We start from the raw sequence: 26,369 nt of genomic DNA on the forward strand, positions 1-26,369 counted from the left end.
CGGACGAGAGGGAACAAGACTCATGAGTTCAGTTCTGCGCCCGGCGGCTGCCGGCCAGGATGTGCCGACAGCCAGCCAGTACCGGCCCATCTCCACCCACCTGGCCATCACGCCACCGGTGAGTGTGGTCATACCCGCCATGAACGAGGCGGAGAACCTTCCGTACGTCTTCAAGACCCTGCCCGACTGGATCCACGAAGTGGTCCTGGTGGACGGCAACTCCACGGACGACACCGTCGCGGTGGCCCGCGAGCTGTGGCCCGAGGTCAAGGTCGTGAAGCAGCACGGCAGGGGCAAGGGGGACGCCCTGATCACCGGGTTCGAGGCCTGCACCGGTGACATCGTCGTCATGATCGACGCGGACGGCTCCGCCGACGGCAACGAGATCGTCTCCTACGTCTCCGCCCTGGTCTCGGGCGCGGACTTCGCCAAGGGGTCCCGCTTCGCCAACGGCGGCGGCACCGACGACATGACCTTCATCCGCAAGCTCGGCAACTGGGCGCTGTGCACCATCGTCAACCGCAAGTTCGGCGCCCGCTACACGGATCTCTGCTACGGGTACAACGCCTTCTGGCGGCACTGCCTCGACAAGATCGACCTCGACTGCACGGGCTTCGAGGTGGAGACCCTGATGAACATCCGGGTGGTCAAGGCGGGCCTGAAGGTGCAGGAGATACCGAGCTACGAGTACCTCCGCATCCACGGCGCGAGCAATCTGCGGGCCGTGCGGGACGGGTTCCGGGTGCTCAAGGTGATCCTCGGGGAGCGGTCCAACCGGCGTGCGCTGCGCCGCCGTACCCACCACTCGCCGATGCTCGACTCGCGCCGGGGAGAGGTGTCTTGACCGGTCCCGACGTCTCCGTCGTGATCTGCGTGTACACCGAGGACCGCTGGGAGGACATCCTCGCGGCGGTCGCCTCGGTGCGGACGCAGTCGTACCCGGCCCGGGAGACGCTGCTGGTCGTCGACCACAATCCGGCGCTCCTGGACCGGCTGACCAAGGAGTACAAGGAGGTCGAGGAGGTCCGCGTGTTCGCCAACGCGGGCCCCCGCGGCCTGTCCGCGGGCCGCAACACCGGGATCGCCGCCTCGCGCGGCGAGGTGATCGCCTTCCTGGACGACGACGCCGTCGCCGAGCGCGACTGGCTGCGGCACTTCGCCGCCGCCTACGACGACCCGAAGGTCATGGCGGTCGGCGGCCGCACGGTGCCGATCTGGGCGTCGGGGCGCCGTCCGGCCTGGTTCCCGGAGGAGTTCGACTGGGTGGTGGGCTGCACCTACAAGGGCCTCCCGTCCGGCCTGGTCCGGGTGCGCAACGTCCTCGGCGGCAACGCCTCCTTCCGTCGCGGCGCCTTCGACGCGGCGGGCGGTTTCGCCACCGGCATCGGGCGGGACGGCGACAAGCGCCCGCTGGGCTGCGAGGAGACCGAGCTGTGCATCCGGCTGAGCCGGGCCAGGCCGGACGCGGTCCTGCTGATCGACGACCGGGCGGTGATCCACCACCGGGTGCCCGAGGCGCGTGAGCACTTCGGGTACTTCCGCACGCGCGCCTACGCGGAGGGTCTGTCCAAGGCGCTGGTGGCCCGAAGTGTCGGCGCCGACAAGGGGCTTGAGTCCGAACGCCGGTACGCCACGAGGGTGCTGCCGTCCGGGGTGGTCCGCGGGCTGCGGGACGCCGCGCTGGCCAGGCCTGGCGGTGCGGGCCGGGCGGGCGCGATCGTCGCGGGGGTGTTCACGGCGGCCGGCGGGTATGTGGTCGGCACGCTGCGGGCGCGGCGCGGCGGGGCCACGTTCTCGGTCGCGGAGATACAGGCGGAGATACAGGGGGACGCAGATGGCTGAGCCGCCCGTACCGATCCTCATGTACCACGCGGTCGCCACCGACCCGAACGACGCCACCCGCGCGCTGTCGGTGACCCCGGAGGCCTTCGCCCAACAGATGCATCTGGTCGGCGAGTTGGGGCTCACGCCGGTCAGGACCACCGACCTCGCGGCCCGTTGGCGCGACGGCCGACCCCTGCCCGAGCGGCCCGTCCTGATCACGTTCGACGACGGCTACGAGGGCGTCCACCGGCACGCCCTGCCCGTGCTCGCCAAGCACGGCTTCACGGCCACGGTGTTCGTCACCACCGGCTGGCTCCGGGGGCCGTACGACACCGGCGGCGGCCTGGACACCATGCTGGACTGGGACCAGGTCCGCGAACTCGCCGCGACGGGCGTCGAGATCGGCGGCCACACCCACACGCACCCGCAGCTCGACCAGCTCGACGACACCGCACTGCGGCACGAGCTGATCCACTCCCGGGAGATCGTCACCGACGAGCTCGGCACCGCGCCCGTCTCGCTCGCCTACCCGTACGGCTACTCCAGCCGCCGGGTGCGCGAGACGGTGCGCGAGACGGGATACGGCCAGGCGCTCGCCGTGAACAACGGCCTCGCGCGGCGCCGCCAGGGGCCGTACGCGCTCACCCGCCTCACCGTGCGCCGCAGCACCACGGCCGAGGAGTTCGAGCGGCTCGTCCAGGGCCGGGCGATCGCCCGGGACTTCGCCAGGGACCGTGCCCTCACCAAGGGGTACGCGTTGGTCCGAAGAGCACGACAGGTCCGCCGGAAGGTCTCCCGTTCCCGTGTCTGACACGACGACCACGACCGAGCCCGAGTCGACCGCGGCCAAGGCGAGCGAGCAGCCGGGGCGCCGTCTTCGGCTGCCCGGCCTCGGCAGGGGCAGGGGCGGCGGTGGCAGCCAGCTCTTCCGCAACGCCTACGCCCTGATGCTCAACACCGGCATCTCGGCGGTGCTGGGCCTCGGCTTCTGGCTCGCGGCCGCCCGCTACTACTCCGAGTCGGCGGTCGGCCAGGGCTCCGCCGCGATCGCCGCGATGAAACTCCTCGCGGGCCTGACCGCGGTGACCCTGACCGGGGCCCTGGCCCGCTTCATCCCGGTCGCGGGCCGGGCCACCGGGCGCCTCATCGCCCGTACGTACGCGGGCAGTTCGGTGATCGTGGCGGTCGCCGCGGTCGTGTTCCTGCTCACCCTGGACGTGTGGGGGCCGTCGTACCGCTTCCTGCACGGGCCGGTGAACGGCCTCGGCTTCGTCGCCGCCGTCGTCGCCTGGAACGTGCTCACCCTCCAGGACGGCGTGCTGACCGGGCTGCGCAGCGCGCTGTGGGTGCCGGTCGGCAACACCGTGTTCTCCGCCGTGAAGCTGGGGCTGCTGGTCGCGTTCGCGGTGGCGATCCCGACGGCCGGGGTCTTCGTGTCGTGGGTCGCGGCGATCGCCGTCTCGGTGCTGCCGCTGGGCTGGATGGTGTTCCGGCGCCTGGCGCCGCGCCATGTGAAGGCGACCGAGGAGCACGCGAAGCCGCCCTCCCTCAGGGAGATCGGGCGGTTCCTCGCGGGCGACTACACCGGCTCGCTGTTCTCGCTCGCCGTGGTCTACCTGGTCCCGGTGATCGTGGCGTCCCAGGTCAGTTCCCAGGACAACGCGTACTTCTACATCACCACGACGATCGGCGGCACCTGCAACCTGCTCGCCATCAACATGGGCGCCTCCCTGACCGTCGAGGGCTCGCACGACCCGGGCCGCCTGGCCGCCAACACCCGTGCCGCGCTGAAGCGGATGGCGCGGATCATGCTGCCGGTGGCCGGGATCCTGTTCTTCGGGGCGCCCTGGATCCTCGGCGTGTTCGGATCGGGCTACGCGGACGCGGCCACCCCGCTGCTGCGCTGGTTCGCCGTCGGCGCGGTGCTCCGGGTCGTCATGGAGACGTACTTCGCGGTGCTGCGCGCGCAGAGCCGCACCTCCGGACTCGCCTGGCTCCAGGGCCTGTTGTGCGCCATGGTGCTCGGTCTGACGCTGCTGCTCCTGCCCCGCATGGGGCTGACCGGAGCGGGCGTCGCCGAGATCTCCTCGCTCGCGGTGATCGTCGCGATCGCCGCGCCCAGGCTGTACCGAACGATCCGGCACGCACCGGCCGCCGAGGTGCCGGCGGGCGCCGCTCCCGACGGGGACCTCGCCGACCTCGGGGCGCGTGAGGTACCGGCCACCGGCCGTACCCGCCGCCCCGGCTGGGCGCTCGACCAGGATACCCTCGCGCTGGGCATCCACGTCGACTTCGACCACCAGGAACGTCGTCCCGACGTACGGCCGGGGCCCGGCACCCCGCCCACCGGCACACCCGTGACCGGCGTGCGCCGCGACCGGCCGACGTGGGCGCTGCGGAAGCCGCCCGAGTTCGGACTGCCCGTGGAAGAGCGGGAACCGGGCTCGGAGTCCTCCGTGGGGCCGTCCGAGACCGAGGTGGACGCGCCGTTCGAGGTGGCCTTCGACGCGGGCAAGGAGATCGTCGTACGGGAGGAGCCGGCCGTACCCGAAGAGCCCGCCGTACCGCAGGCGGCACCGCCGCCCGCGTCCCTCTCCTTGCGGGAGCGGCTCCAGCCGACCTGGCTCGGGGTGTTCCTGGGCTGTCTGCTGACCGCGGCGCTGCTCCTGTACTGGGTGCCGGCGCTCGGCCTGGGCGAGGCCGACCTGGACCGGATGGGCGGGCTCGGGCTGATCTCGGTCCTGCCGCTGCCCACGCTGGCCGGCGCGGCCCTGCTGGTCGTGGTCTTCGCGTCGCTGCTGTGGCTGGGCCGCGAGCACAAGGCGCTGCTGCTGGTCACGCTGGTGGCGACCGTGTTCTCGCTGCACGCGCTGCCCGCGGTGATCGAGGCCGAGCCGCGGTTCGCGACGGCCTGGCAGCACCTGGGGTTCATCGACTACATCGACCGGACCGGTTCCGCGGTGCCCGACCTGGACGCCCGCTGGAGCTGGCCGGGCTTCTTCGCGGTCGCCGCGTTCGTGGCGCAGGCCTGCGGGGTCACGGACCTCACCGAGGTCATCCGCTGGTGGCCGACGGCGATCCAACTCGCCTACCTGGTCCCGATGTTCCTCCTCGTACGGCACATGCGGGCGAGCTGGCGGGCCAAGTGGACCGGCATCTGGATCTTCGTCCTCAGCGGCTGGGTCGGCCAGGACTACTTCTCCCCGCAGGGCTTCACCTATCTGCTGTACCTGGTGTTCGTGGCGGTCCTGCTCGTGTGGTTCCGCGCCCCGCGCGTGATCTGGACGAAGCGGCGGCCCGGCGAGGCGGAGGTCGAACCGACCGACCGCCGCCAACGGGCCGCCTTGTTGGCGGTGTTGATCGGGTTGTTCGCGGCCAGCGTGCCCGCCCACCAGCTCACCCCGTTCGTGATGCTCGGCGTGCTGGCGGCGCTCGTGCTGTTCGGCCGCAGCGAACTGCGCGGCCTGCCCGTCCTGTTCGCCGTCATGGTGACCGCCTGGATCGGCTGGATGGCCGAGCCGTACTGGTCGGGCCACTTCGACGACCTGTTCGGCGGGGTCGGGGGCGTCGGCGGGAACGTCTCCTCGTCGGTCTCCGGCCGTATCGAGGGCGGCAGTTCGACCCACAAGCTGGTCCTGTACGTGCGCGTCCTGCTGGCCGGCGGGGTCATGGCGCTGGCCTGCTACGGCTGGTGGCGGCGGCGCGAGCACAAGTACCGGGAAGTCGCGCTGCTCGTCCTCACCTTCGTGCCGTTCCTCGGCTTCGGCATGCAGTCGTACGGCGGCGAGATGGCCTTGCGGGTCTTCATGTTCGCCCTGCCGGGTGCCGGCCTGCTCGCCGCGCTGGCGCTCTTCCCGCGCACCGGCGTCACCGCGAAGGAGCGCGAGAGGGACCGGGTCAGTCTCGCCCCGGTGGCCGCGCTGATGGCGGGTCTGCTGCTCGTCGGCGGCTTCCTGGTGGCCCGTTGGGGCAACGAGCCGTTCGAGCGGATCCAGCCCGGCGAGGTCGCCGCCATGGACTACGTGTACGCGCACGACGAACCGACGGTCCGAGTGCTGTGGCTGTCCAACGACACGGTGAACAACGTGACCCCGGCGATGCCGTGGGGCGCGAAGGACATGGAGAAGGTGTCGTACGTGCCCACGCTCGCGCCGACCGACCCGGTGCTGGTGTCCGGGCTGGTCAAGGCGCTGAAGGACGCGGGCCCGCACTCGTATCTGATGGTCAACGTCAGCCAGGTCACCTATCTGCGCCTCGACGTGGGCTATTCGCGGACGTGGGAGCCGCGGCTGCTCGACAACCTCGACAGCCGCAAGGAGCTCAAGCGGGTCCTCACCAACGACGACGTGACCATGTACGCCCTGCGGGACCAGCCCACGGGGAAGGTCCCGAAGGCCGATCCGGGGCCGATCGGGCCGCAGGTGACCTGGACACCGTGGTCGGTGGTGGGGGCGCTGGCCGCGCTGGCGCTGATCCTGCTGCTGTCGGTCCGTGAGGTGGTGCGGGTCGCGGTGCGGCCGGGTGTGCGGCAACTGCGGTGGTTGCAGAGCAGCTTCTGGTTCGCGCTGCCGCTCCTCGCGGTGTTCCTGGCGGCTCTGGTGCAGCGGTTCCTGACGATGAAGTAAGGCTCCACGCAGGTCAAGTGGCTCAGCGGGTGAGCCACTTGACCTCGTAGGCCTGCATGTCGAACCGCTTGCCGTCGATGTCGGCGCTGATCCGCCGGTTCAGGGTGTTCACCACGAGGACCGTCCTGTCGGTGGCGAGGACCCGGACGTTGGGCACGTCGTCGGCGGCGACGGAGACGTTCTCGAAGGTGCTGCCCGGCGCGAAGGCCTTGCCGAACCGGCTGACGAGATCGAACATCGGCAGCTTCCTGCCCCCGCCGCTGCCGTTCGTCGGCGTCCACAGACACCCCGCGCAGTCGGTGCCCTTCTCGTTCTCCGGGTTCCAGTAGAACGCGGACGTGGTGCCGCCCCGGGCCAGCGCGATCATCCCGGCGGCCTGCACGGCGACCCGGCGGTTCTCGGACCAGCCCTCGCGTTCGTCCCGGCTGTCGGCGGGCTCGACGTAGTACTCGGCCCACCACAGCGGCAGGTCGCCGGTCCGCTGTCGCACCCACCGGCTCACGGCCGTGAACTTGTCGGTGGCCGCGAACTCGTTCGGGAGCATCTCGTCGTCGTTGGTGTAGCTGGAGCCGTCGACGACCACGAAGTCGGCGCCGGCCTTGTTCCTGTTCCAGTAGTCGAAGGCGTCGAGGATCCGCTGGTCCATCGCGCCCCAGGGGCCCTTGAAGGTCGCGGAGGCGTCCGTGGAGCGCGGGTCGACGCTGTCCATGACGAGGTACGGGCCGCCGACCATGATGTCGGGGTTCACCTTCTTGAGCGCCTTGTAGACCAGGTTGTACAGCTGGGTGTAGCCCTCGTAGTCCCAGCGGGCCTCGGCGTTGTTCCAGAAGCCCTTGAACTCGTTCCAGACGATGAAGTGGCGTACGTCCGGGTAGCGCTTGGCGACGGTCGCGGCGAGCGCGGCGTAGTCCTCGAAGTGCGCGGGCTCCGGCGCGGTCTCCAGCGACGCCTTGCTCCAGTCGGTGTTGCCGACGCCCGCCTCGCCGCCCTTCATCCAGTCCGGCGCGCAGCAAAGGGTGATGGTCGGGGTGGAGCCGGAGGCGCGGATGAAGTCGACGCGCCGGTCCAGATCCTCGAAGTCGTAACGTCCCTTGACCGGCTCGGGGTTGTCGGCGCCCCAGCCCATGATGTGCTGGTTCTGCGGGAGCCCGCCGGCGTCCTTGATGCGCTGTTCCACCCGCTTGACGGCCGTGGAGCTGCCCTCGTCGGCGCTGAACTGGGTGTGGGTGAAGCCCCAGCCGACGTCCGGGGTGTCCGCGTCCGGCGTGGTCGTGGGAGTGCCGTGGACCTTGTCGCCGTTGCGCGAGGTGCCGTCGGTGCCGGCGCCGCTGCCCGGAAGCGTGTTGAGGAGGGTCACGACCAGCGCCAGGGCCGCCGCGCCCACACCGAGCAGAGCGGTGAGCCGCCACCGCCGTGCCCCCGAGTTCCACTCATGACGTCCCATCGAGGGCAACGGTATCCGCGAACACCCCTGTGCGGGCAGATGCCGGAGATGCACAGCTCTGTAACAGGACGTTGGGGATTGAGTGGAAGCACGGGACACGCGCGACACGACCGGCGCACCACGGAAACCGGGTGCGTGGGCAGGACTCGTGCCGGATCATGGGCGCCATGTCTGCGAACCCACACGACGCGCTGCCGATCCGGCTCAACGTCGACGACAGCGACTCGCCGTCCGACGTCGTCGACGCGCTGTTCCTCGGCCGCTTCGCGACGGGCGAGCAGCCGTACTCCCACGCGGCCAACATCGACCGGGTGCGCTCCGGGGTCACGCTCCTGCCGCCGGGCGCCCGGGTGCTGCGCGTCGCCCGCGACGACGACCGCAGCGCCACGCTCGCCGAGGGCGACGGCTGGACCCTGCTGGTCTCCCGCTGGAACCGCGGCGCCGACGTCACCGTCACGGCGACCGACGCCGAGCTGGCCAAGAAGGTCCTCGACCAGGCCACCGAGGGCGCGGCGGACGAGCCGGAACCCCAGCCGGAGAACGTGACGATGGGGTTCTGGTACGTCTCCCCCCGGCGCGGCCCGCACCGCACGACCCGGCAGATCTCCGCGGGCACCTGGGACGAGGTCCGGGAGAACTACACGGCGCCGGTCGCGGACGCGATGGACCGCCTGATGAAGACGACCCCTCAGGACATCGCGGGCCGGCTGCTCCTGCTCCACGGCCCGCCGGGCACCGGCAAGACCTCCGCCCTGCGCACGCTGGCCCGCTCCTGGCGGGACTGGTGCCAGGTGGACTGCGTCCTGGACCCCGAGCGGCTGTTCTCCGACGTCGGCTATCTGATGGACATCGCGATCGGCGAGGAGGACTCGACGGGCAAGGGCCGCTGGCGGCTGCTGCTCCTGGAGGACTGCGACGAGCTGATCCGCGGCGAGGCGAAGCACACCGCGGGCCAGGCCCTGTCGCGGCTGCTGAACCTGACCGACGGGCTGCTGGGCCAGGGCCGCAACGTCCTGGTCGGCGTCACGACCAACGAGGACCTGGAGCGCCTGCACCCCGCCGTGGTCCGCCCCGGCCGCTGTCTGGCCCGTATCGAGGTGGGCCCGCTGACCCGCCGCGAGGCGGCGGGCTGGCTCGGCACCGAGGAGGGCGTGGGCCGCGAGGGAGCCACCCTGGCGGAGCTGTACGCGCTGCGCCGGGGGACGTCACCGACGGCGGTGCCGGAGCCGCGGCCCGGGACGGACGCGGGCCTGTACCTGTAGTGCTTTGATGGGTGTATGACCCTGTTCGTCGGCACGTCGGGGTGGCAGTACAAGGACTGGCGGGGCGTCCTCTACCCCGACGGTGTCCCCGTGCGGCTCTGGCTGGAGGAGTACACGGCGCACTTCCCGACGGTGGAGATCAACAACGCGTTCTACCGGCTGCCGTCCCGGGAGACCTTCGAGGCGTGGCGGCAGCGGGTGCCGGAGGACTTCGTGGTGGCGGTGAAGGCGAGCCGGTACCTGACCCACATCAAGCGGCTGAAGGACCCGGAAGAGCCGGTGCACCGCCTGATGAGCCACGCGGAGGGGCTGGGCCCGCGTCTGGGCCCGGTGCTCCTCCAGCTCCCCCCGACCCTGCGTGCCGACACCGGCCTGCTGGACGCCTGCCTGGCCCGTTTCCCCGCCTCGACGCGGGTCGCGGTCGAACCCCGCCACGTGTCCTGGTGGACGCCCGAGACCCGCAAGGTCCTGGAGACCCGCGGCGCGGCCCTGTGCTGGGCCGACGTGCGGGCCCGTCCGGTGGCCCCGCTCTGGCGCACCGCCGACTGGGGGTACGTCCGCTTCCACGAGGGCCGGGCACAGCAATGGCCGCATTACGGCAGACGGTCCCTGGAGACCTGGGCCGAGCGGATCCGGGACACCTGGGCCGGGGACGAGGACGTGTACGTGTACTTCAACAACGACCCGAACGGTGCCGCCGTGCGGAACGCGAAGACCTTCGCCGCCCTGCCTCAGCTCGCCCCGTAGGCCGCCCGCAGCGCGTCCCGTACGGCCGCCAGGGCGTCGCCCTCCGTCAGCCCGAGCCGGCGCACGCGCTCGGCATAGGCCTGAGCAGCCGACGCCGCCTCCCGTTCGGCGGCCGAGCCGGCGGCGGCCACGAATGTGCCGTTGCGCCCCCGCGTCTCGATCACCCCGTCGCCCTCCAGCGCCCGGTACGCCTTGGCGACGGTGTTCGCGGCGAGCCCGAGCGACTCGGCCAGCCCCCGCACGGTCGGCAGCCGGTACCCCACCGGCAGCACCCCCGCCCGCGCCTGCTCGGAGATCTGCACCCGCACCTGCTCGTACGGCGGTGCGCTGTCATCGATGTGGATCTTCAAGGTCACGAGCCGATTGTCCCGCACCCGCCGGAAAATGAGAGGCAACCGTGCGACGCCCCCACATAACGTGGGCCTCCATGACCGTGATCGTGCGCGACCTTCGCCCCCAGGACCCGGCCGACGTCGAGGACTTCACCCACGCCCGCCATCTGGCTCTCCCGTTCGTGATGTGGACCCCGGCCGGCGTTCTGCACCGCCTCGTCCACACCCATCCGGACGCGCGCTACCGCTCCCTCGTGGCCGAGGAGGACGGCGAGGTGATCGGCACGGCCCAGCTCGGCCTCGCCCACGACAGCCCGGAGCCGGGCCAGGGCTATCTGAACATCTACGTACGCCCGGACCGCACCCGGCGCGGTGCCGGCGCCCTCCTCGTCCGCAGCGCCGAGGAGCACCTGGCGGCCCACGGGGCGACCAAGCTGTTCTCCTGGGTGCTGGACGAGCCGCAGAGCCGTGTGTTCGCCGAACGGCACGGCTACCGCGCCAGCCGCTCCGCGCACTTCCTGCGCCTGGACCTGGCGAACGCCACGCTGCCCCCGCTCCAGACCCCTCCCCCGGGTGTCGAACTGCGCACCGCCGCCGACTTCGCGGACGACCCGCGGCCCTTCTTCGAGCTGGACGCGGAGACCTCGGGGGACGAACCGAGCGATGTGGACACCGAGTTCACGGACTACCAGGCGTGGATCGAGGAGAACTGGAAGCATCCCCTCCTCGACCATGCCCTCACCACGATCGCCCTGGTCGAGGGCCGCCCGGCCGCCTTCAGCCTCGCCCACACCGACGGCGCCGGACGCTACGCCACCGCCATGACCGGCACCGCCCGCGCCTTCCGCAGCCGCGGCCTCGCCAAGCTCGCCAAGAACACCTCCTTGCACCGCGCCCGCGCCGCCGGCTGCACGGAGGCCCTCACCGGCAACGACGCCGCCAACGAACCCATGCTCGCGATCAACAAGTGGTTCGGATACGAGATCTGCGCCACGGAGGTACGTCATGTCCGCGAACTCACCTGAACTTCCGCAGCGCGTGGAGGTCGTCCTGCTCAAGGCGGGCCGCACGAAGATCCGTTACGCGGCCGAGCTCCTCACCGACGACGGCACCCGCGTCACGGTCCGCGCGCCCTGGGCGGGAGAGGGCGTGCGCGACTTCGGCTTCGTCCGCTTCGAGCCGGGCGACGTGTTCACCGAGCACTACTGGCGGGACCGCTGGTACGCCGTCAAGGAGGTCCGCACGGCTTCCGGCACCCTGAAGGGCTGGTACTGCGACATCACCCGCCCGGCGACTCTGAACGGCGCCGAACTGGTCGTGGAAGACCTGGACCTGGACCTGTGGGTGTCGGCGGACCGCGAGGAAGTGCTGCGGCTGGACGAGGACGAGTTCGAGGAGAGCGGCCTGAGGGAGAGGGACCCCGAGGCGGCGGCGTCGGCGATGACAGCACTGGACGAGCTCGAAGCGCTGGCCCACACATCGCACGGGCTCCCGAGCTCCTAGTCGCCCCTCACCACCACGGCATACCGCTCGTCGTCCACGTCCTTCCCCCACAACAGGGAATCCCCCGACAACCGCTCCACCAGCACGCGCCCGCCCAGCCGCTCCACGAGCCCCGTGACCACCTCGGCCGATATCCCGGCCGCCGCCCACACCCCTTCCACCAGCACCAGCCGCCCGCCCGGCCGCAACAGCCCCCACCACCGCCGAAGCGCCCGCCCGGGATCCGGAAGCGCCCACAGCACATGCCGTACGAGGACCACGTCGAACCGCTGCTCCCCCACCGGCGGCGTCGCGGCGTCACCGACGAGGAACACCGCGTCACGTCCGGCGAGTTTCGCGCGAGCCAGCTCCACCATCGCCGGAGAGCGGTCCACGCCGGTCACCCGGTGTCCCTGCTCGGCCGCGAGGAGCGACAGGCTGCCGGTACCGCACCCGAGGTCGAGGACGTCGGACGCTCTGTCCGGCAGCCACCCGCGCAGCCGCTCCGCCCAGGCCCCGCGCACCTCGGGGTCCCGCAACCCGTGATCCGGCTCCTCGTCGAAAGAGGCGGCCTCGGCGTCCCAGTCCACGCCCCCGACACCACTGTTCTCCGTCATGCACCCAAGAGTGACACCCGCCACTGACAGCCGAATCGTGACAACCGCCACTGACAGACCAGTGACCGATGAGGAACTCTCCCCCAAAGGGTCTACCTCCGTGAGAACGCGGAACTCGGTAGGCACTGAAGGAGGCAGCCATGCGCCGTACCACCGTGCAGAAGCCCCTGAAGAGGACGGACGCCCGGCGGCTCCCGGAGGAGGCCGACGAGCGCCCCGCGGGACGACCCGAGGTCCGCAAGGACATCGCGCGGACCTGGTGGCCCGACGGCTGACGGCGGCAGGCATGCTCCGTGTCAGACCAGTCGCTTGCGGTAGTGGACGCGGTCATAGGGCCCGTCCACTCGCCGTTCCACGACCTCATAACCGAACTTCGGATAGATCTCCTGGTTCTCCCACATCATCGTGTTGGTGTAGAGCCTGACCTCGGCCAGTCCCCGCGCACGCGCGTGTGCCTCGACGAACCGCAGCAGCCGTCCGCCCACGCCCTGTCCCTGGGCGTCGGGCCGGACGGCGATGTTGTCGAGGTAGAGATGGTCCGGGTACTCCTCGACCACCACGAGTCCGATCACGGGGTCGCCCGTCACGAACACCTGCCCCGCGGCCACGTTCGCCGCGTGGTCCCGCTCCATGGGCTGCGGCACCCGCCCGATGCGCTCGATGTAGTGCTCGTAGGCCGCGTCGGTCACGGCCTTCACGGCGGCCACGTCGCCCGCGCCCGCGGGCCGGATCTCCTGGTTCGTCATGCGCGCACGGTACCTACCTGATCTCCGTCTCAGCACTCCCTTAAGAGGGCCATAAAGATCGTCGGCGGCCGTCACAAGCCGGGGATTCCACGGTTTCTTTGATCCGGCACCCGTCAGTTCCGGTTCCGAGGAGATCCCCCATGCCCGCACGCCTGCCCGCACGCCGCAAGGCCGCCGCAGTTGCCGCCGTCGGCCTGGCCCCGCTCGCCCTGACCGCGTTGGCCGCCGGCCCCGCGTCCGCGCACGGCTCGATGGGCGGCCCGGTCAGCCGGGTCTCGCAGTGCTACGCGGAGGGTCCCGAGAGCCCGAGGTCGCAGGCGTGCAGGGCGGCGGTTGCGGCTGGGGGTACCTCCTCTGGGGGAGGCGCCCAGGCGCTCTACGACTGGAACGGCGTCCGCATCGGCGACGCGAACGGACGGCACCAGGAGCTGATCCCCGACGGCAGGCTGTGCAGCGCGAACAACGACGAGTTCAAGGGGCTCGACCTGGCCCGCGCCGACTGGCCGGCGACGAGCGTGAGCAGCGGGTCGTACACCTTCAAGTACCGCGTGACCGCCCCGCACAAGGGCACCTTCACGGTGTACCTGACCAAGCCGGGCCACGACCCGGCGCAACCGCTCGGCTGGGACGACCTGGACCTGGCGAACCCGGTCGCGACCGCCACGGACCCGGTCGCCTCGGGCGGCTTCTACACGTTCTCCGGGACGCTCCCCGAGCGCTCCGGAAGGCATCTCCTGTACGCCGTCTGGCAGCGCTCGGACAGTCCGGAGGCGTTCTACTCCTGCTCGGACGTGATGTTCGGGGGCGACGCCGGCGGGTCGTCGAGCGGTCCGGCTCCCGCTCCGAGCGCCTCCGCGCCCTCCGAGGAGCAGATCGAGGAGGGCGCCGACAGGTCGACGGTCGAGCACCACGGGCACGGTGACGACGACGCCGGTACGTCGGCGGAACCGGTGGTCGCGGCGACGGAGAGCCTTCCGGTCGACGACGTGCGGGCGGCGGGCACTTCCCGGAGCCTCGCCGAGACGGGCGGCGACAGCGGTACGCCGTATCTCGCGATGGGCGGTGCGGCCACGGTCGCGGTCGGCGCGGCGATCGTGTTCGGCTCGGTGCGTCGGCGTGCGGTCAACAGTGGTGGGCGGAAAGGCCGTTGACCGGATGAACTCCGGGGCCTGACCGGCGGCTCAGGCCGGACAGGCCCCGGTGCGCTCAGCTCAGCGCCGACGCGCAGGTGGTCGGGGTGGCGTGGGCCGGGTCGAGGGCGTTGGCCACCTCGTGGAAGGCGATCCGGTCGAACAGTCCGATGGCCACGTGCTCGGAGAGGTCGAGCGGACACAGGTCCTGGAGGAGGACGTTGTGGACGCCGGATCCGCTGAGGAACTGGCTCCGGTACGGGGTCACGACCTCGTCGTACTTGGTGGCGAGGACCGTGTACCTGACGCCGGGGACGGTGTCGCCGCCCGCGTTGAGCTTGGTCAGGAAGGCGGAGCCCGCGACCTGGTCGGCGAGGGCGGGGGTGTTGGTGGTGAGGAGGTCCCCGACACCCGGGAAGTACGGCAGCAGGTTGGTGAGGCCGGACAGGGTGGTGCCGTGGTTGTCGGGGGCGATGCCGACGAGGGCGTTCACCTTGGCGGCCCCGCCGAGGAACTTGAGGTAGTGGCGGGGCATCAGACCACCCTGGGAGTGGCCGACGAGGTCGGTCTCGGCGGCGCCGGTGGCGGCGAGCACCTTGTCGACGAAGGTCTTCAGCTGCTCGGCCGACTTGTCGATGGGGCCGAGGCCGTGGACGAGGGGCACGCCGGGGAGCTGGCCGTAGTCGAAGGAGAAGACGCAGTAGTCGCGGTTCTCCAGATACGGGGCGAGGGCCAGCCAGTTGTCGACGGAGTTCGCGAAGGTGCCGTGGACGAGGACGACGGGGCGGGGGTGGGCGGCGGAGGGCTTGCAGGAGTAGTCGTTCCAGCCGGCGCTGGGAGCGCCGGCCGCCTGGGCGGTTCCGGCGGCGGGGACGACGGCGACCGCGGCCGTCAGGAGCAGGGCGGTGAGGGGTCTGAGCAGTCGTTTCCAGGGCAGCATCGGGTGATCTCCTTGCGGCTCAGGGGAGTTGCGAGGGCCGTACGCCCTGTGACCCGGATCACGAGGATGCTGTTCAATTCGAAAGTTACGGACGAGTAGTGCACTTGTGAAGTTACGCGTCAGTAAAAACTTCCAGTGCTAACCGTGTCGGACGCATCCGCTGATGAACCGTCACCAGGTGGGCCTGATGGGACCATAGGGAGCGATCCGCCCCAATCGCTCGCGCAACGCGCGCACTTCACTCTCACCGAGTACGTCGACCCACGTCCGCACGGCCTCCGCGGCGGCCTCCTCCGCCGCACGGGTGCAGGCCCACCCCCGCTCGGTCAGCACGACGAGCCGGGCCCGCGCGTCCCCAGGGTGCGGCCGCCGCTCGGCGTACCCCTTGCGCACGATCTCGTCGACGAGCTGACTCGCGGCCTGCTTGGTCACCCCGAGGTGAGCGGCGAGCTCCGTGACCGTGGCCCCGTCCGGCGCGAGCCGCGCGAACGCGAAGCCCCAGGCGGGCCGCGCCTCGAATCCCCTGGCCACGACCCCCTCGTTGATGCGCTGGGTCAGATCACCGGCGGCGGCGAGCAGGACGGCGGACAGGGCGAGGGCTTCGGAGTTCTGCACCCAGGCATTGAAACACCCTTGACGAATTGGTCAAGCAGCTTGACCATAGAGCCATATAGTCAACCTGCTTGACCATTTCTGACTCGGAGGTCCCGCATGCCCGTAGTCCGCTCGTCCGAAGCCGTCACCCATGAGATCCACGGCGCCCGATTCATCTCGTACGCCACTCCCCTCAGCGGTGCCAAGGAGCTCTGCGCCTGGCGCGGCGAGATCCCCGCCGGGACGAAGGCACCGGCGCACACCGTCAACCGTGAGGAGATCTTCCATCTGCTCATCGGCGAGCTCCTGATCACCCTCGACGGAGACAGCCATCGGATCACCGCGGGCGACACGGTGATCGTCAACCCCGGGGTGACCTTCGCCGTGGAGAACCCCACCGATCACACCGCCCTCACCTGGGTCACCACCTCCATCGGCCTGGAGGCGACACTGGCGGACGGCACCCGGATCACCCCGCCGTGGGCCAACTGACCCAGGGCTGGGCCTACGCGGCCAGCGTCCCCGGCACCACCGCCAGCGGTCCGAACCTCGCCCGGGCGCGGTCCGCGGCCTCCTCGATACGGCGGAGCTTCTCGTCGGTGGGGTCGAAGGTGAGCTGGTGGGAGGCCTGTTCGGCGGGGTCGAGGCCCTCGGCGCGCAGGGCGACGCAGCGGACCCGGGCGCGCTGGAGACCGAGGGCCTCGTACATGCCGTAGGCCGCCTTGGTGAGGGCCGCCGAGTGGGCGGTGGGTTCGCCGAGGGTGCGGCTGCGGGTGGTCGCGGTGCGGTCGGCGTAGCGGACGGTGAGGGTCAGGGTGCGGCAGACCTTGTCGAGGGCGCGCAGCCGGGAGCCCAGTTCCTCGGCGGCGGAGAGCAGCGCGCGACGGTGCAGGCCGGGGTCCAACTCGTCGCGGTTGAAAGGGCGTTCGGTGGCGAGAGAGCGGGAGACGCCGTTCGGGACCACTCGGCCGCGGTCCACGCCGTTCGCCTTCTCGTGCAGCTCGCGGCCGGCCTTGGCGCCGACCAGGCGCTGGAGCGTGGACAGGGGTGCGGCGGCGACCCGGCCCAGGGTGTCGAGGCCGTACTCGCACAGGGTGCGGGCGGTCGCGGTGCCGACGCCGGGGAGCGCGGCGACGGGACGGTCGGCGAGGAAATCGGCCACGGCGTCCTCGGGAACCGAGCGGGTCAGCCCGGGCCGGGCGTCCTTCAGTGCCATGCGGGCCAGCATCGGCCCGGGCCCGGCGCCGATCGCGCAGTCGACGCCGTGCAGGGCGAGGGCGCGGACCCGGATCACCGAGGCCAGTTCGACGGCGTCCCGCTTGAAGTAGCGTTCGGCGCCCCGCAGATCGGCCAGTGCCCGGTCCGGCGGCAGCGCCTCGACGACCGGCGTGAACTCCTCCAGGAGGCCGAGCAGTTCGGGCAGGGCCGCCTCCCGCGTCGGCGGCAGCTGGAAACGTACGCAGAGGATGGTCATCCCGCACTCCCCGGACTCTGGTGCCACAACTTCCGTACCTGTGAGGCCTCTTGACCCGCCGGTCGCAGATCGGCCCACGGATGCAGTTCGTATCCCGTCGGCATTTGGATTCGCCGGCCGCCGGTCGGATCGCCGGTCTCGTCACCGGGCCTGGCCGGCACCGGCTCGGCCAGCCGTGCCGCCACCGCGTCGAGGCCTTCCCCGTCCCGCAGTTCGACCAGTTCGGCGAGGTTCCAGGCGGCCGTGCCCACCACGCTGAGGCTGCGCGGGCCGCGCCGCTGCACCACTCCGCGCACCAGCAGCAGCCAGGAGTGGAAGACGGTGTGCGCGCAGGCGTCGTGGGAGTCGTCGAAGAAGGCGAGGTCGACCAGCCCTGTGCCGTCGTCCAGGGTGGAGAAGATGACCCGCTTGCCGGACCGGATCGGCGGTGTCTGGGTGGCCGCCTTGGCCCCCGCGACCAGCACGGTCTCGCCGTGCCGCGCCTCGCGCAGGCGTCGGGCGCTGACCACGCCCAACTCCCCCAGGAACTCCTGGTGGTCGTCCATCAGATTGCGCGAGACGTCCATGGACAGCACTCCCAGCTCGGCGCTGAGTTTCTCCACGGAGGACAGGTCAGGCAGTCCGACCGAGGCCGTCTTCCGCCCGCCGGACAAGGGGAGTTGGTCCCCGCGCCCGGCGCGTGCGCCCCGGTGCAGCTCGGTCAGGTGCAGTTGCAGATCACGCCGGTTGGCGCCGAAGGCGTCCAACGCGCCGACCTGGGCCAGCCGCCCCGCCACCGGACGGCTCGGACGCGCCCGCTCCCAGAAGTCCAGCAGTGAGGAGTACGGCTGCCCCTGAGCGATCCGTTCCGCCTCGGCCTCGCTGATGCCGTGCACGTCGGACAGGGCCAGCCGCAGCCCCCACACCGGAGGGGATTCAGACACCAGTTCGATCCGATGTGCGACCCCCGACTGGTTCACGTCCAACGGCAGGATCGGCACCCCGCGCCGCCGCGCGTCCGCCAGCAGCAGCCGCTTCGGATACATCCCGGGGTCGTGCGTGAGCAGCCCGGCGTAGAAGGCCGCCGGGTGGTGCGCCTTCAGCCACGCCGACTGGTACGTCGGTACGGCGAAGGCGACCGCGTGCGCCTTGCAGAAGCCGTACGACCCGAAGGCCTCGACGATCTCCCAGGTCCGCTGAATCGTTTCCGCGCTGTATCCCTTCGCCGCCGCGTGCTGGGCGAACCAGAACCGGATCCGTCCCTGCGACTCCGGGTCGGACAGCCCGCGCCGCACCCGGTCCGCCTCGCCGCGCCCGCACCCGGTCATGATGTCGACGATGTCGATGATCTGCTCGTGGAAGACGACGACCCCGTACGTCTCCCTCAGCGGCCGCTCCAGATCCGGGTGCGGGTACCGGACGGGCGCCCGCCCGTGCCGTGCCTCGATGAACGGCCGCACCATGTCGGCGGCGACCGGACCGGGCCGGAAGAGCGAGATGTCGACGACGAGATCGTGGAAGGTGGCCGGCTGGAGCCGCCCCACCAGATCCCGCTGGCCCGGCGACTCGATCTGGAAGCACCCGAGCGTCTCGGCGGACCGGATGAGTTGGTACGTCGCCGGGTCGCCCGGCGGTACGGCGTCCAGGTCGACCCGCTCCCCCGTCGCCCGCTCCACCTCCGTGACCGCGTGCGCCATCGCCGACTGCATCCGCACGCCCAGCACATCGAGCTTGAGCAGCCCGAGATCCTCGACGTCCTCCTTGTCGAACTGCGACATGGGCAGCCCCTCGCCGCTGGTCGGCACGACCGGGGTACGGCGGAGCAGGGACGCGTCGGAGAGCAGCACCCCGCACGGGTGCATGGCGATCCCCCGGGGAAGCGCGTCGAGGCCCTCGACCAGCTCCCACAACCGGCCGTACCGCGCCCCTTCGCGCCGGAACTCCTCCGCGAGCGCCTTGAGTTCGGGCAGTTCCTCCAGCGCCGCGCGGGCGTCCCGGGCCCGGATGTGCGGGAAGGACTTGGCGATGCGGTCGATGTCGGCCGGGTCCATGGACAGGGCCGCCCCCACGTCCCGGATCGCGTGCCGCACCCGGTACGTCTCCGGCATCGACACGGTGGCGACCCGCTCGGTCCCGAACCGCCCGATGATCGCCCGGTAGACCTCGATGCGGCGCGCGGACTCCACGTCGATGTCGATGTCGGGCAGCACGAGCCGCCGCGTGGACAGGAACCGCTCCATCAGCAGCCCGTGCTCGACGGGGTCGGCGTGGGCGATCCCGAGGAGGTGGTTGACGAGCGAGCCCGCGCCGGAGCCACGCGCGGCGACCCGGATCCCCATGTCCCGTACGTCGTCCACGACCTGAGCGACCGTCAGGAAGTAGGAGGCGAAGCCGTGGTGGGCGATGATGTCCAGTTCCTCGTGCATCCGCTCCCAGTAGGCGCGCCTGCCCGTGTATCCCTTCAGCACCATCCCGGCCGCCGCCCGTGAGGCCAGGGCCCGCTGGGCGGTGCGCCGGCCCGCGCCGACGAGGTGCGGTTCGGGGAAGTGGACGGTGCCGATCCCGAGGTCGTCCTCGGGGTCGACCAGGCACTCGGCGGCCGTCGCCCGCGTCTGCTCCAGCAGCCGGTGCGCGGTGTCGCGCCGGAAGCCCGCGGCCTCGACGATCCGCTCGGCCGCCGCCAGCATGGCACCCGCGTCCTTGAGCCAGGCCTCGCCGGAGTCCAGTTCCTTGACGGCGCCGACGGGGACGAGGCGGCGGGCGGAGTCCAGGACGTCGGCGACCGGGCCGAGGCCGGGGTCGGCGTACCGTACGGCATTGCTGAGCACGGGCCGGATCCGCTGTTCGGCGGCGAATCCGACCGTACGGGCGGCCAGCCGCAGGGAGCCGGGGCCCGTGCCCTTGCGTCCGTGCCAGACGGCTTCCAGGCGCAGGGCGTCGCCGTAGGTCTCCCGCCAGGGGACGAGCAGCCGGGCCGCCCGGTCGGGGCGGCCGGCGGCGAGGGCACGGCCGACGTCGGAGGCGGGCCCGAGCAGCACGGTCAGCCCGTCCCCCCGGTTCTCGGCCCGGGGCAGCAGAGGCGTGCCCTGCTCACCCTTGTCGGAGTGCGCCGCCGTGACGAGGCGGCACAGGTCGGCCCAGCCGCGGGCACCGTCCCGGGCAAGGAAGGTGACCCGGGGGGCCGACTCGTCGACGAAGGCACCGCCGCGCACGGGAGCTCGGCGCCGCTCCTGCCGTACGGGCTCGGCCTCCTCGACGGCCAGCTCCACTCCGAACAACGGACGGACCCCCGCCTTGGCGCAGGCCTTGGCGAACCGGACCGTGCCCGCGAGGGTGTCGCGGTCGGTGAGGGCGAGGGCGTCCATCCCCCGCTCGGAGGCACGCTCGGCGAGGCGCTCCGGGTGCGAGGCGCCGTAGCGCAGGGAGAACCCGGAGACGGTGTGCAGATGAGTGAAGCCAGGCATCCGCACCTCCCGCTGTCGAACATCAGTTCCCTATCGCCTCACCTCCACCATAGACCAAAAACCGAACATGCGTACGACTCCGTTCGAGCCACCTCTCACCTGCGAAAACGGCTATTCGGACCCGGTTGTGTCGGTCTCGGGGGATTCCTCGCCGAGGTGCTCGGCCGCGGCGGTCGGGCGAGCCCCGGCGGCCGTCGCGCGCTGCGCGGTCTCCAGGGCGTGCAGACGCCGTTTGATGTCGCGGAGCTCGGTGAGGAGGGTGTCGGGGCGGTTGATCCTGGTCACGGATCGCTCCTTGGGTTCAGGGGGTACCGGTGGCGGGGGTGACGGTGAGCTGGACCTGCTCCTCGCCCGCGTCATTGCCCGGGGTGACCTCGATCCCGGTGATCCGTACGCCGAACTGCGTGCCCTCGGGAAAGAACACGTCCTTGATGACGACCAGCGCGTCGTCGCCGACCTGGTAGGAGCCGAGGACGGGCTCCAGGTCGGCGCGCACGGTCAGCTCGGGCAGGACGACGGGGGCGGAGACGGCGGCGAGGGCCGAGCGGGCCTGGGAGCGCAGCAGCTCCGCGTCGGTGAGATGGACGTAGGAGACCTCGGTCTCGGTGAGCGGGCGCCCGGTGCCGCCGTCCTCGACGACCGCGACGAGCTGGCCGTTCTCGCCCTGCTCACCGAGGGCGAAGACCCGGGTCGCGGTGGAGGCGCCGTCGGCGGGCCAGGTGTAGCCGATGAGGTTGGCGCCGTACTCCCATACGTGCGGGGTGCCCTGTCGGCCGAGCTGCGGGGTGCCGACGCGGAGCCGGCGCACGGGACGGCCGTCGCTGCCGTACGCCATGTCGATGACGAAGTCGGGGCCGTCCTCCAGACTCGCCAGCTCGCGCAGGGCCTCTCCGGTGCTCTTGAGGTCGCTGCCGGGGTAGACCAGGGTGCGGGTGACACCGGAGAGGGCGGTGGACTCGGGGCGCACCCGGATGTCGCCGCCGGGGTGTGCCTGGGCCACGGCGACGAGTTCGCGGGCGATGTCGGACTGGTCGCGGTCGGTGAAGGGGACGGAGACGGAGGCCAGGTCGGTGACGGCCGGGTCGAAGGCCGCGGGCAGCACACGCCGGTGGTCGAAGTAGGAGAGGAAACCGGCCGCGCCGATCTCCAGGTGCTGGTCGGCGGAGGTGTACTTGACGGTCCACACCACCCCGCCCCACACCAGCACGCCGTCCCGCTCGACGTAGAGGGCGGCGCGTCCCGGTTCGGTGAGTTCGCGGGGGCGGTGGACGGTGATCCGCGGGTCACCGAGGGGCAACCGGGCGCGGAACTCGCCGGCTTCGTTGAGCTCGGTGCTGAACGTGACGTCGTACAGCGGGAGTTCGTCGGTGATGACGCCGGTGGCCAGGTCGGCGGTGTAGTAGGTGTAGCGGGTCGGTCGGCCGGCCACTAGCCCACCAGCCAGGTGGTGTTGATGTAGACCAGCTGGTTGGCCGGAAGCGGGGAGTCCTGGGGATACAACGCGATGACACCGTCCGGACGGAGCATGAGTTCGAGGCCTCGCGTGGTGCCACCGATCACCGTGTACCAGTGGTGCCTCACCGCCGGGCGGAAACCGGCCGGGACGGCGATGAGGGAGGCGCCGTTGGCCGTCAGGGCGACCGTGCTCTGGACGGCGCCCCGCAGATGGACAGTGGCACCGACCCGGCGTACCGCCGGTGTCTCGGCGTTGTACACCACCCAGTTGGGCAGGAGGGTGAGGTTGTTCCACCCGGTGTCGTCGTTGACCGCCCGCCATCCAGCCGAACTGTCGTACCACTCCAGGTGGTTGCTGTCCGAGCGGTGGATGTACATCCCGGCGTACGGGTACGCGGGCCGACCGCTCTCGCCCCCGACCCGCAGGATGCCACCGGCCGCCGCGGTCCACGGGCGCAGGTCGTCGATGTCGGGGGCGGTGACGGACGAGGCGTTCTTCGCGACCCTGATCCGGGCGAGCGGGATGAAGTCACCGGTCACCGCGGGGTCGACGGGGGTGGCGGCGGCGGTCCCCTTCACGAGTTCCACGGTCATGCCGGTGGTGGCGTCGCCGTACTGCGCGTCGCGCTGCCGGGCCACCACGAGGTCGTTGCGCGGGTTGCTGGAGTCGGCCGGGTTCGTGCCGAGGACGTCGAGGGTCTTCTGCTGGCCGAGGGTGACGAGGTAGGCGCCGGCCGCGCTGGCCCGGGTGCCCTGGATCACGCCCTGGAAGGGGGCGACGGTGACCTTGCCGGAGACGGTGGCGGTGGCCTGGACCCGGCCGGGGTCCCCGGTGGCGGGCCGGATGCCGCTGCGGGCCTGGACCGGGCTCGGACCGGGCGCGGCGAACACGCCCGTGGCGAGGCGGGCGTCCTCGGCGTCGACGACCCCGCCGGAGATCCAGCCGGAGTCGCGTTCTGGGGTGGGCGTGCTCATGGGTGTCTCTTCCGGTCGGAGGGGTCAGGTAACGGGGAAGGCCAGCACCCGGAGTCCGATGTAGACCGGGATGAGCCAGCTGGAGGGCACGCCCACCGTCCCTGAGCCGACGACTCGTACGACGTGCTGGGCGAGCACCAGGGGGGTGGTGCCGGCGGGCATCAGACGGTGGGCCGTCGCGACGGTCGTGGTGGCGAGCGTCGGCCCGACGCTGAAGGCACTGATGCTCAGATTGGCGCTCTCGCCGAGCACTTTGATCACGTGGTCGAACCTGGCGTCGGCGGACTGCGCCTGGGCGGTCACCTGGCCGGTGCACATCAGCATGCGCGGATAGGGCGCCGGGGGGATCGTCACCTGGTTGAACTGGAAGGCGGTCCCCTCGGTCGAGCCGGCCTTGGGCCAGCCCGCGTCGGCCGGGCCGAAGAACTGGACCGCGCCGGTGACCGCGGGACGCCATGCGGTGTCGGCGCGGACCAGGTCGAGACCGGTCTCCAGGTCGTACACCCGCTGTCCGGGGTAGCCGTCGGCCGGGAGCGACTCGTGGGACTGCAACGGCAGCACCCCGCCCGTGGCCGCGGTGAACACCCGTAGGTCCTTGATGTCGGCCTGGGTGATGGAGCCCGCGTTCGCCCGCACGGTGATCTGGGCGAGAGGCAGGTAGTCGCCGGTGAGCCTCGGCGCGACCGGCGTCGGCGCGGGCGCCCCGGCCTCCACCTGCACCACCATTCCGTTGCTCGCGTCGCCGTACTCCCGGTCGTTCTGCCGGGCCACGACGAGGACGATCCGGGCGTACGACGAGTGGGCCGGGGCCTCGCCGAGCACGTCGAGGGTCTTGAGCTGACCGAGCGTGATCAGGTACGCGCCCGCGTACGTCGCACGGGTGCCCTGGACGACCCCCTGGAAGGGCCGGACCGTCACCTTGCGGGAGGGTGTCGCCTCCGCCTCGACGCCGCCGGGGTTGCCGGGGCCGGGTTTGATGCCCGTGCGGGCCGCGATCGGGTTGCCGGGGTCGGCCCCCGCCGAGGCGAGCACGCCGGTGGCGAGCCGCGCGTCATCGGCGTCCACGACGCCGCCGGAGAGCCATCCGGAGTCGCGCTCGAGCTTTTCTTCCATGCGGTGCGTTCCTTCTGGTGACTGAGGGCGGGCGGGTGCTGGTGGCCGCGGGTGGCGAGGGTCAGAGCCAGGCGTCCCGCCACTCCGCGGTCAGCCGGGCGGCCGAGGCGTAATCGCGGGCACGGAAGAGCACAGGGGTCGCACCCGGCCGGAGCGGGAACCAGTCCGAACCGGGCAGCAGCGTGGCCCGTCGGGAGGCCGTGCCCTGCAGCAGGACAGACCGCGCGTCGGTGTCGACGACCAGGAACTCCCCTTCCTGGAGGGTGAGTTCGAAGGCGAGTTCCTCACCGGTCGCGGTGTTGCTGATCACCGGCTGTGTGCAGGGTCCGAGAATCCGCCAGACCGGCCAGGTGGGGACGGTGCCCTTGTTCTCCAGCAGCAGCCGGCCACCGGAGGAGCCGGACCCGAAGTCCAGGGGGAAGGAGAGCGGGAAGGTGACACCGCCGCTGGAGGAGGGCAACGGGCAGGTGCTGCTGTTCAGCCCGTACGAGTACCGCAGCGGGTCCGGCGCGGTCATGGTCAGGGAGAACTCGAAGGCACCGGACTTGCGGTCCACGATCTTCGTCTCGGCGGTGAGGCGGACCAACGCCCGCCGCACGCGGTGCGGTTCGGTGACGACGAGCGGCGACAGCGTGCCGCCGTCGGCGAGTACGGCGGCCAGCCGGTCCTTGGCCTCCTCCCGTACGGCGCGTTCGGGGGCGATGGCCATGCCCTCCAGGGTGACCACACGAGGTCCCCGGTAGGAGGGGGCGTCGAACGCGCCGTGCCGCTCGGGGCGGTCGGTCAGGGTGAGCCGGACGGGCGGGGTGGCGGCCCAGCCCTGCTCGCTGGTGACCCACCACTCGACGCCGTCGTCGTCGACGGTGTTCCCGGCCCAGCCGTCCACCTCGAACACCGGCTGCTGGAGCTGGCGGCCGCTCATCGCTTGGCCGCCCAGGCGAGTTCGCGGGCGGTGATCCGGCCGATCTCGTACTCGGACTGACCGGGGCGGGGGTGGACGTTGACGGTGACGGGCCCGTTCGCCGGGGCTCCGCCGGGCCGGGGTGTCGCCCCGGCGGCGACTCCGGCGAGGCTGTAACCGGGCCCGATCACGCTCCGCGCGGTGGCGGTGGCGAGCCGCCCGGCGGCACCGGCCACCCTGTTCCCGGCGCCCTCCATGCCGAGGGCGAGTCCTTCGCCGACGTCTCCGCCGAATCCCATCATCACCTTGGACGGGGACGAGATCCCCAGGATGCTGCGGATGGGCCCGGGAATGGTGTTGACGATGAAGTTCTTCACGGTGTTGAGAAGGGCGGATGCCGAGTTCTTGATGCCGTTGATGAGGCCGTTGACGATGTCGCCGCCCAAGCGCAGGAGTTTGTCGGGGAGTTCGGCGAAGAACCCCCAGATCTTCCCGGGCACGCCCCGCAGGAAGTCCACAACGGCGTTCCACTTGTCGACGATCCAGTCCCGCACCGACCCGACGGCGTCCTTGATCTTGTCCCAGTGCTTGACGATCGCCAGCACGGCGATGCCCACGGGGCCGGTGAGAATGGCGACGAGCAACGGCCAGTTGGCCTTGAGCCAGTTGACGACGTTCTTCCCGGCGTCGATCAGCCAGTTGATGGCGACCGACGCTCCCTTCATGACGGTCCCCACCACCTGCCCGATGATTTTGAACGCCGCCTGCATGACGGCCTGCACGGTCTTCGACTGCATCGCCATGTCGATGAGCTTGGTGATGAGCGGCATGATGAGGGCGAGGATGGCACCGAGGATGTTGGCCTTCATGGCGGTGTTGAGGCCGCGCTGGGCGGTGGTGGCGGTCCGCAGCCCCTGACTGAACCGGCTGAACAGCCCACCCCCGGACGCCGCGCTCCGCCCCGCCCGCTGCACATCACTGGATGCCCGGGCGGCGGCGGTCCGCACCTGGTTGAGCCCGGCGCTCGCCTGAGTGGCGGAGGCCCGCAGCCGGCCGGTGGCGGTACTGGCCTGGGCGGCCGAGTTCTTGAGCCGATCGACCGAACTGCTGGCCCCGGTGACGGCGGTCCGCATACGACTGACGGCACCGCCGGTGCTGGTGGCCGCGGATCGCATCTGGTTCAGCGCCCGGGTGACCGATACGAGTGACGTCTGCATGGTGGGTTGGCTCCGTCGCTGTCGCCGATGGGGTCTTTGGGGTGCGGG

Annotated in this window: 25 protein-coding genes; 11 read left to right on the forward strand and 14 right to left on the reverse strand. The window is 71.4% G+C overall.

From position 1 onward, the window contains the following. Positions 1-22: 22 nt before the first annotated feature. Genes ABZ098_RS20150 through ABZ098_RS20165 form a run of 4 tightly spaced genes read left to right on the forward strand, consistent with a single transcriptional unit; the run spans position 23 to position 6,449 of the window. Positions 23-844 carry a glycosyltransferase family 2 protein gene (locus ABZ098_RS20150; protein ID WP_356592912.1) on the forward strand — a complete coding sequence of 274 codons (822 nt, stop codon included), beginning with the start codon at positions 23-25 and terminating at the stop codon, positions 842-844. After that, on the forward strand, positions 841-1,842 hold the full coding sequence (locus tag ABZ098_RS20155; protein WP_356592914.1) for a glycosyltransferase family 2 protein: 1,002 nt from the start codon (positions 841-843) through the stop codon (positions 1,840-1,842). The genes ABZ098_RS20150 and ABZ098_RS20155 overlap by 4 nt, the downstream gene beginning before the upstream one ends. Beyond that, on the forward strand, positions 1,835-2,635 hold the full coding sequence (locus tag ABZ098_RS20160; protein ID WP_356592916.1) for a polysaccharide deacetylase family protein: 801 nt from the start codon (positions 1,835-1,837) through the stop codon (positions 2,633-2,635). The genes ABZ098_RS20155 and ABZ098_RS20160 overlap by 8 nt, the downstream gene beginning before the upstream one ends. After that, entirely contained in the window at positions 2,628-6,449 is a 3,822-nt protein-coding gene (locus ABZ098_RS20165) for a polysaccharide biosynthesis C-terminal domain-containing protein (protein WP_356592918.1), read from the forward strand. Before ABZ098_RS20160 ends, ABZ098_RS20165 begins: the two co-directional genes overlap by 8 nt. Positions 6,450-6,471: 22 nt before the next feature. Here ABZ098_RS20165 and ABZ098_RS20170 read toward each other — a convergent pair whose 3' ends face one another. Beyond that, the gene (locus ABZ098_RS20170) at positions 6,472-7,893 is read right to left on the reverse strand and encodes a xylan 1,4-beta-xylosidase (RefSeq protein ID WP_356592920.1); all 1,422 of its coding nucleotides are present in this window, start codon (positions 7,891-7,893) and stop codon (positions 6,472-6,474) included. 167 nt (positions 7,894-8,060) lie between these two features. On the opposite strand from ABZ098_RS20170, the gene ABZ098_RS20175 reads away from it, so the two are divergent. Then, the gene (locus tag ABZ098_RS20175; protein ID WP_356592922.1) at positions 8,061-9,155 is read left to right on the forward strand and encodes a DUF5925 domain-containing protein; all 1,095 of its coding nucleotides are present in this window, start codon (positions 8,061-8,063) and stop codon (positions 9,153-9,155) included. A gap of 15 nt (positions 9,156-9,170) precedes the next feature. After that, positions 9,171-9,902, forward strand: a complete 732-nt coding sequence (locus tag ABZ098_RS20180; RefSeq protein WP_356592924.1) for a DUF72 domain-containing protein — start codon at positions 9,171-9,173, stop codon at positions 9,900-9,902. Here ABZ098_RS20180 and ABZ098_RS20185 read toward each other — a convergent pair. Beyond that, positions 9,887-10,258 carry a GntR family transcriptional regulator gene (locus ABZ098_RS20185; protein WP_356592926.1) on the reverse strand — a complete coding sequence of 124 codons (372 nt, stop codon included), beginning with the start codon at positions 10,256-10,258 and terminating at the stop codon, positions 9,887-9,889. The two genes, ABZ098_RS20180 and ABZ098_RS20185, sit on opposite strands and share 16 nt — an antisense overlap. A 71-nt stretch (positions 10,259-10,329) precedes the next feature. Between ABZ098_RS20185 and ABZ098_RS20190 the strand changes: the two genes are divergently transcribed. Together ABZ098_RS20190 and ABZ098_RS20195 are read left to right on the forward strand one after the other, a co-directional pair. Continuing rightward, entirely contained in the window at positions 10,330-11,259 is a 930-nt protein-coding gene (locus ABZ098_RS20190; protein WP_356592928.1) for a GNAT family N-acetyltransferase, read from the forward strand. Beyond that, a complete protein-coding gene (locus ABZ098_RS20195; protein ID WP_356592930.1) occupies positions 11,240-11,737 on the forward strand; it encodes a DUF402 domain-containing protein in 498 nt (165 codons plus the stop codon). The genes ABZ098_RS20190 and ABZ098_RS20195 overlap by 20 nt, the downstream gene beginning before the upstream one ends. On the opposite strand, the gene ABZ098_RS20200 is transcribed toward ABZ098_RS20195, so the two are convergent. After that, the gene (locus tag ABZ098_RS20200; RefSeq protein ID WP_356592932.1) at positions 11,734-12,333 is read right to left on the reverse strand and encodes a class I SAM-dependent methyltransferase; all 600 of its coding nucleotides are present in this window, start codon (positions 12,331-12,333) and stop codon (positions 11,734-11,736) included. The two genes, ABZ098_RS20195 and ABZ098_RS20200, sit on opposite strands and share 4 nt — an antisense overlap. A gap of 140 nt (positions 12,334-12,473) precedes the next feature. Between ABZ098_RS20200 and ABZ098_RS20205 the strand changes: the two genes are divergently transcribed. Then, positions 12,474-12,608: a hypothetical protein gene (locus ABZ098_RS20205; protein ID WP_020117828.1), complete on the forward strand. Its 135-nt coding sequence runs from the start codon at positions 12,474-12,476 to the stop codon at positions 12,606-12,608. Between the two features lie 21 nt (positions 12,609-12,629). Here the strand turns inward: ABZ098_RS20205 and ABZ098_RS20210 are convergent, their stop codons facing one another. After that, positions 12,630-13,079: a GNAT family N-acetyltransferase gene (locus tag ABZ098_RS20210; protein WP_356592934.1), complete on the reverse strand. Its 450-nt coding sequence runs from the start codon at positions 13,077-13,079 to the stop codon at positions 12,630-12,632. 152 nt (positions 13,080-13,231) lie between these two features. Between ABZ098_RS20210 and ABZ098_RS20215 the strand changes: the two genes are divergently transcribed. After that, entirely contained in the window at positions 13,232-14,230 is a 999-nt protein-coding gene (locus ABZ098_RS20215) for a lytic polysaccharide monooxygenase (protein WP_356593076.1), read from the forward strand. A gap of 55 nt (positions 14,231-14,285) precedes the next feature. On the opposite strand, the gene ABZ098_RS20220 is transcribed toward ABZ098_RS20215, so the two are convergent. Together ABZ098_RS20220 and ABZ098_RS20225 are read right to left on the reverse strand one after the other, a co-directional pair. Continuing rightward, positions 14,286-15,149, reverse strand: coding sequence for an alpha/beta fold hydrolase (locus ABZ098_RS20220; protein ID WP_356592936.1), 864 nt, complete (start codon positions 15,147-15,149; stop codon positions 14,286-14,288). Positions 15,150-15,320: 171 nt separating this feature from the next. After that, positions 15,321-15,764 carry a MarR family winged helix-turn-helix transcriptional regulator gene (locus ABZ098_RS20225; RefSeq protein ID WP_356592937.1) on the reverse strand — a complete coding sequence of 148 codons (444 nt, stop codon included), beginning with the start codon at positions 15,762-15,764 and terminating at the stop codon, positions 15,321-15,323. A gap of 96 nt (positions 15,765-15,860) precedes the next feature. Here ABZ098_RS20225 and ABZ098_RS20230 point away from each other — a divergent pair, with 96 nt between their 5' ends. Beyond that, entirely contained in the window at positions 15,861-16,235 is a 375-nt protein-coding gene (locus ABZ098_RS20230; RefSeq protein ID WP_356592939.1) for a cupin domain-containing protein, read from the forward strand. 13 nt (positions 16,236-16,248) lie between these two features. Here the strand turns inward: ABZ098_RS20230 and ABZ098_RS20235 are convergent, their stop codons facing one another. From ABZ098_RS20235 to ABZ098_RS20270, 8 genes are all read right to left on the reverse strand, one after another. Next, positions 16,249-17,217, reverse strand: a complete 969-nt coding sequence (locus ABZ098_RS20235) for a hypothetical protein (protein ID WP_356592941.1) — start codon at positions 17,215-17,217, stop codon at positions 16,249-16,251. Further along, the gene (locus ABZ098_RS20240; RefSeq protein WP_356592943.1) at positions 17,214-20,660 is read right to left on the reverse strand and encodes a DNA polymerase III subunit alpha; all 3,447 of its coding nucleotides are present in this window, start codon (positions 20,658-20,660) and stop codon (positions 17,214-17,216) included. Before ABZ098_RS20240 ends, ABZ098_RS20235 begins: the two co-directional genes overlap by 4 nt. A gap of 111 nt (positions 20,661-20,771) precedes the next feature. Beyond that, positions 20,772-20,945 (reverse strand): hypothetical protein, encoded by a 174-nt coding sequence (locus tag ABZ098_RS20245; RefSeq protein WP_356592945.1) that lies wholly within the window; start codon positions 20,943-20,945, stop codon positions 20,772-20,774. A 16-nt stretch (positions 20,946-20,961) separates the two neighbouring features. Next, positions 20,962-22,089, reverse strand: coding sequence for a hypothetical protein (locus ABZ098_RS20250; protein ID WP_356592947.1), 1,128 nt, complete (start codon positions 22,087-22,089; stop codon positions 20,962-20,964). Continuing rightward, positions 22,089-23,090 carry a hypothetical protein gene (locus ABZ098_RS20255; RefSeq protein WP_356592949.1) on the reverse strand — a complete coding sequence of 334 codons (1,002 nt, stop codon included), beginning with the start codon at positions 23,088-23,090 and terminating at the stop codon, positions 22,089-22,091. The genes ABZ098_RS20250 and ABZ098_RS20255 overlap by 1 nt, the downstream gene beginning before the upstream one ends. A gap of 24 nt (positions 23,091-23,114) precedes the next feature. Then, positions 23,115-24,203 carry a hypothetical protein gene (locus ABZ098_RS20260; RefSeq protein ID WP_356592951.1) on the reverse strand — a complete coding sequence of 363 codons (1,089 nt, stop codon included), beginning with the start codon at positions 24,201-24,203 and terminating at the stop codon, positions 23,115-23,117. Positions 24,204-24,264: 61 nt separating this feature from the next. Beyond that, complete coding sequence (locus ABZ098_RS20265) at positions 24,265-25,125, reverse strand: phage tail protein (protein ID WP_356592953.1); 861 nt, start codon at positions 25,123-25,125, stop codon at positions 24,265-24,267. Continuing rightward, the gene (locus tag ABZ098_RS20270) at positions 25,122-26,321 is read right to left on the reverse strand and encodes a hypothetical protein (protein WP_356592955.1); all 1,200 of its coding nucleotides are present in this window, start codon (positions 26,319-26,321) and stop codon (positions 25,122-25,124) included. The genes ABZ098_RS20265 and ABZ098_RS20270 overlap by 4 nt, the downstream gene beginning before the upstream one ends. Positions 26,322-26,369: the final 48 nt, after the last annotated feature.

Source organism: Streptomyces sp. NPDC006335 (assembly GCF_040612795.1).
GTDB lineage: Bacteria > Actinomycetota > Actinomycetes > Streptomycetales > Streptomycetaceae > Streptomyces.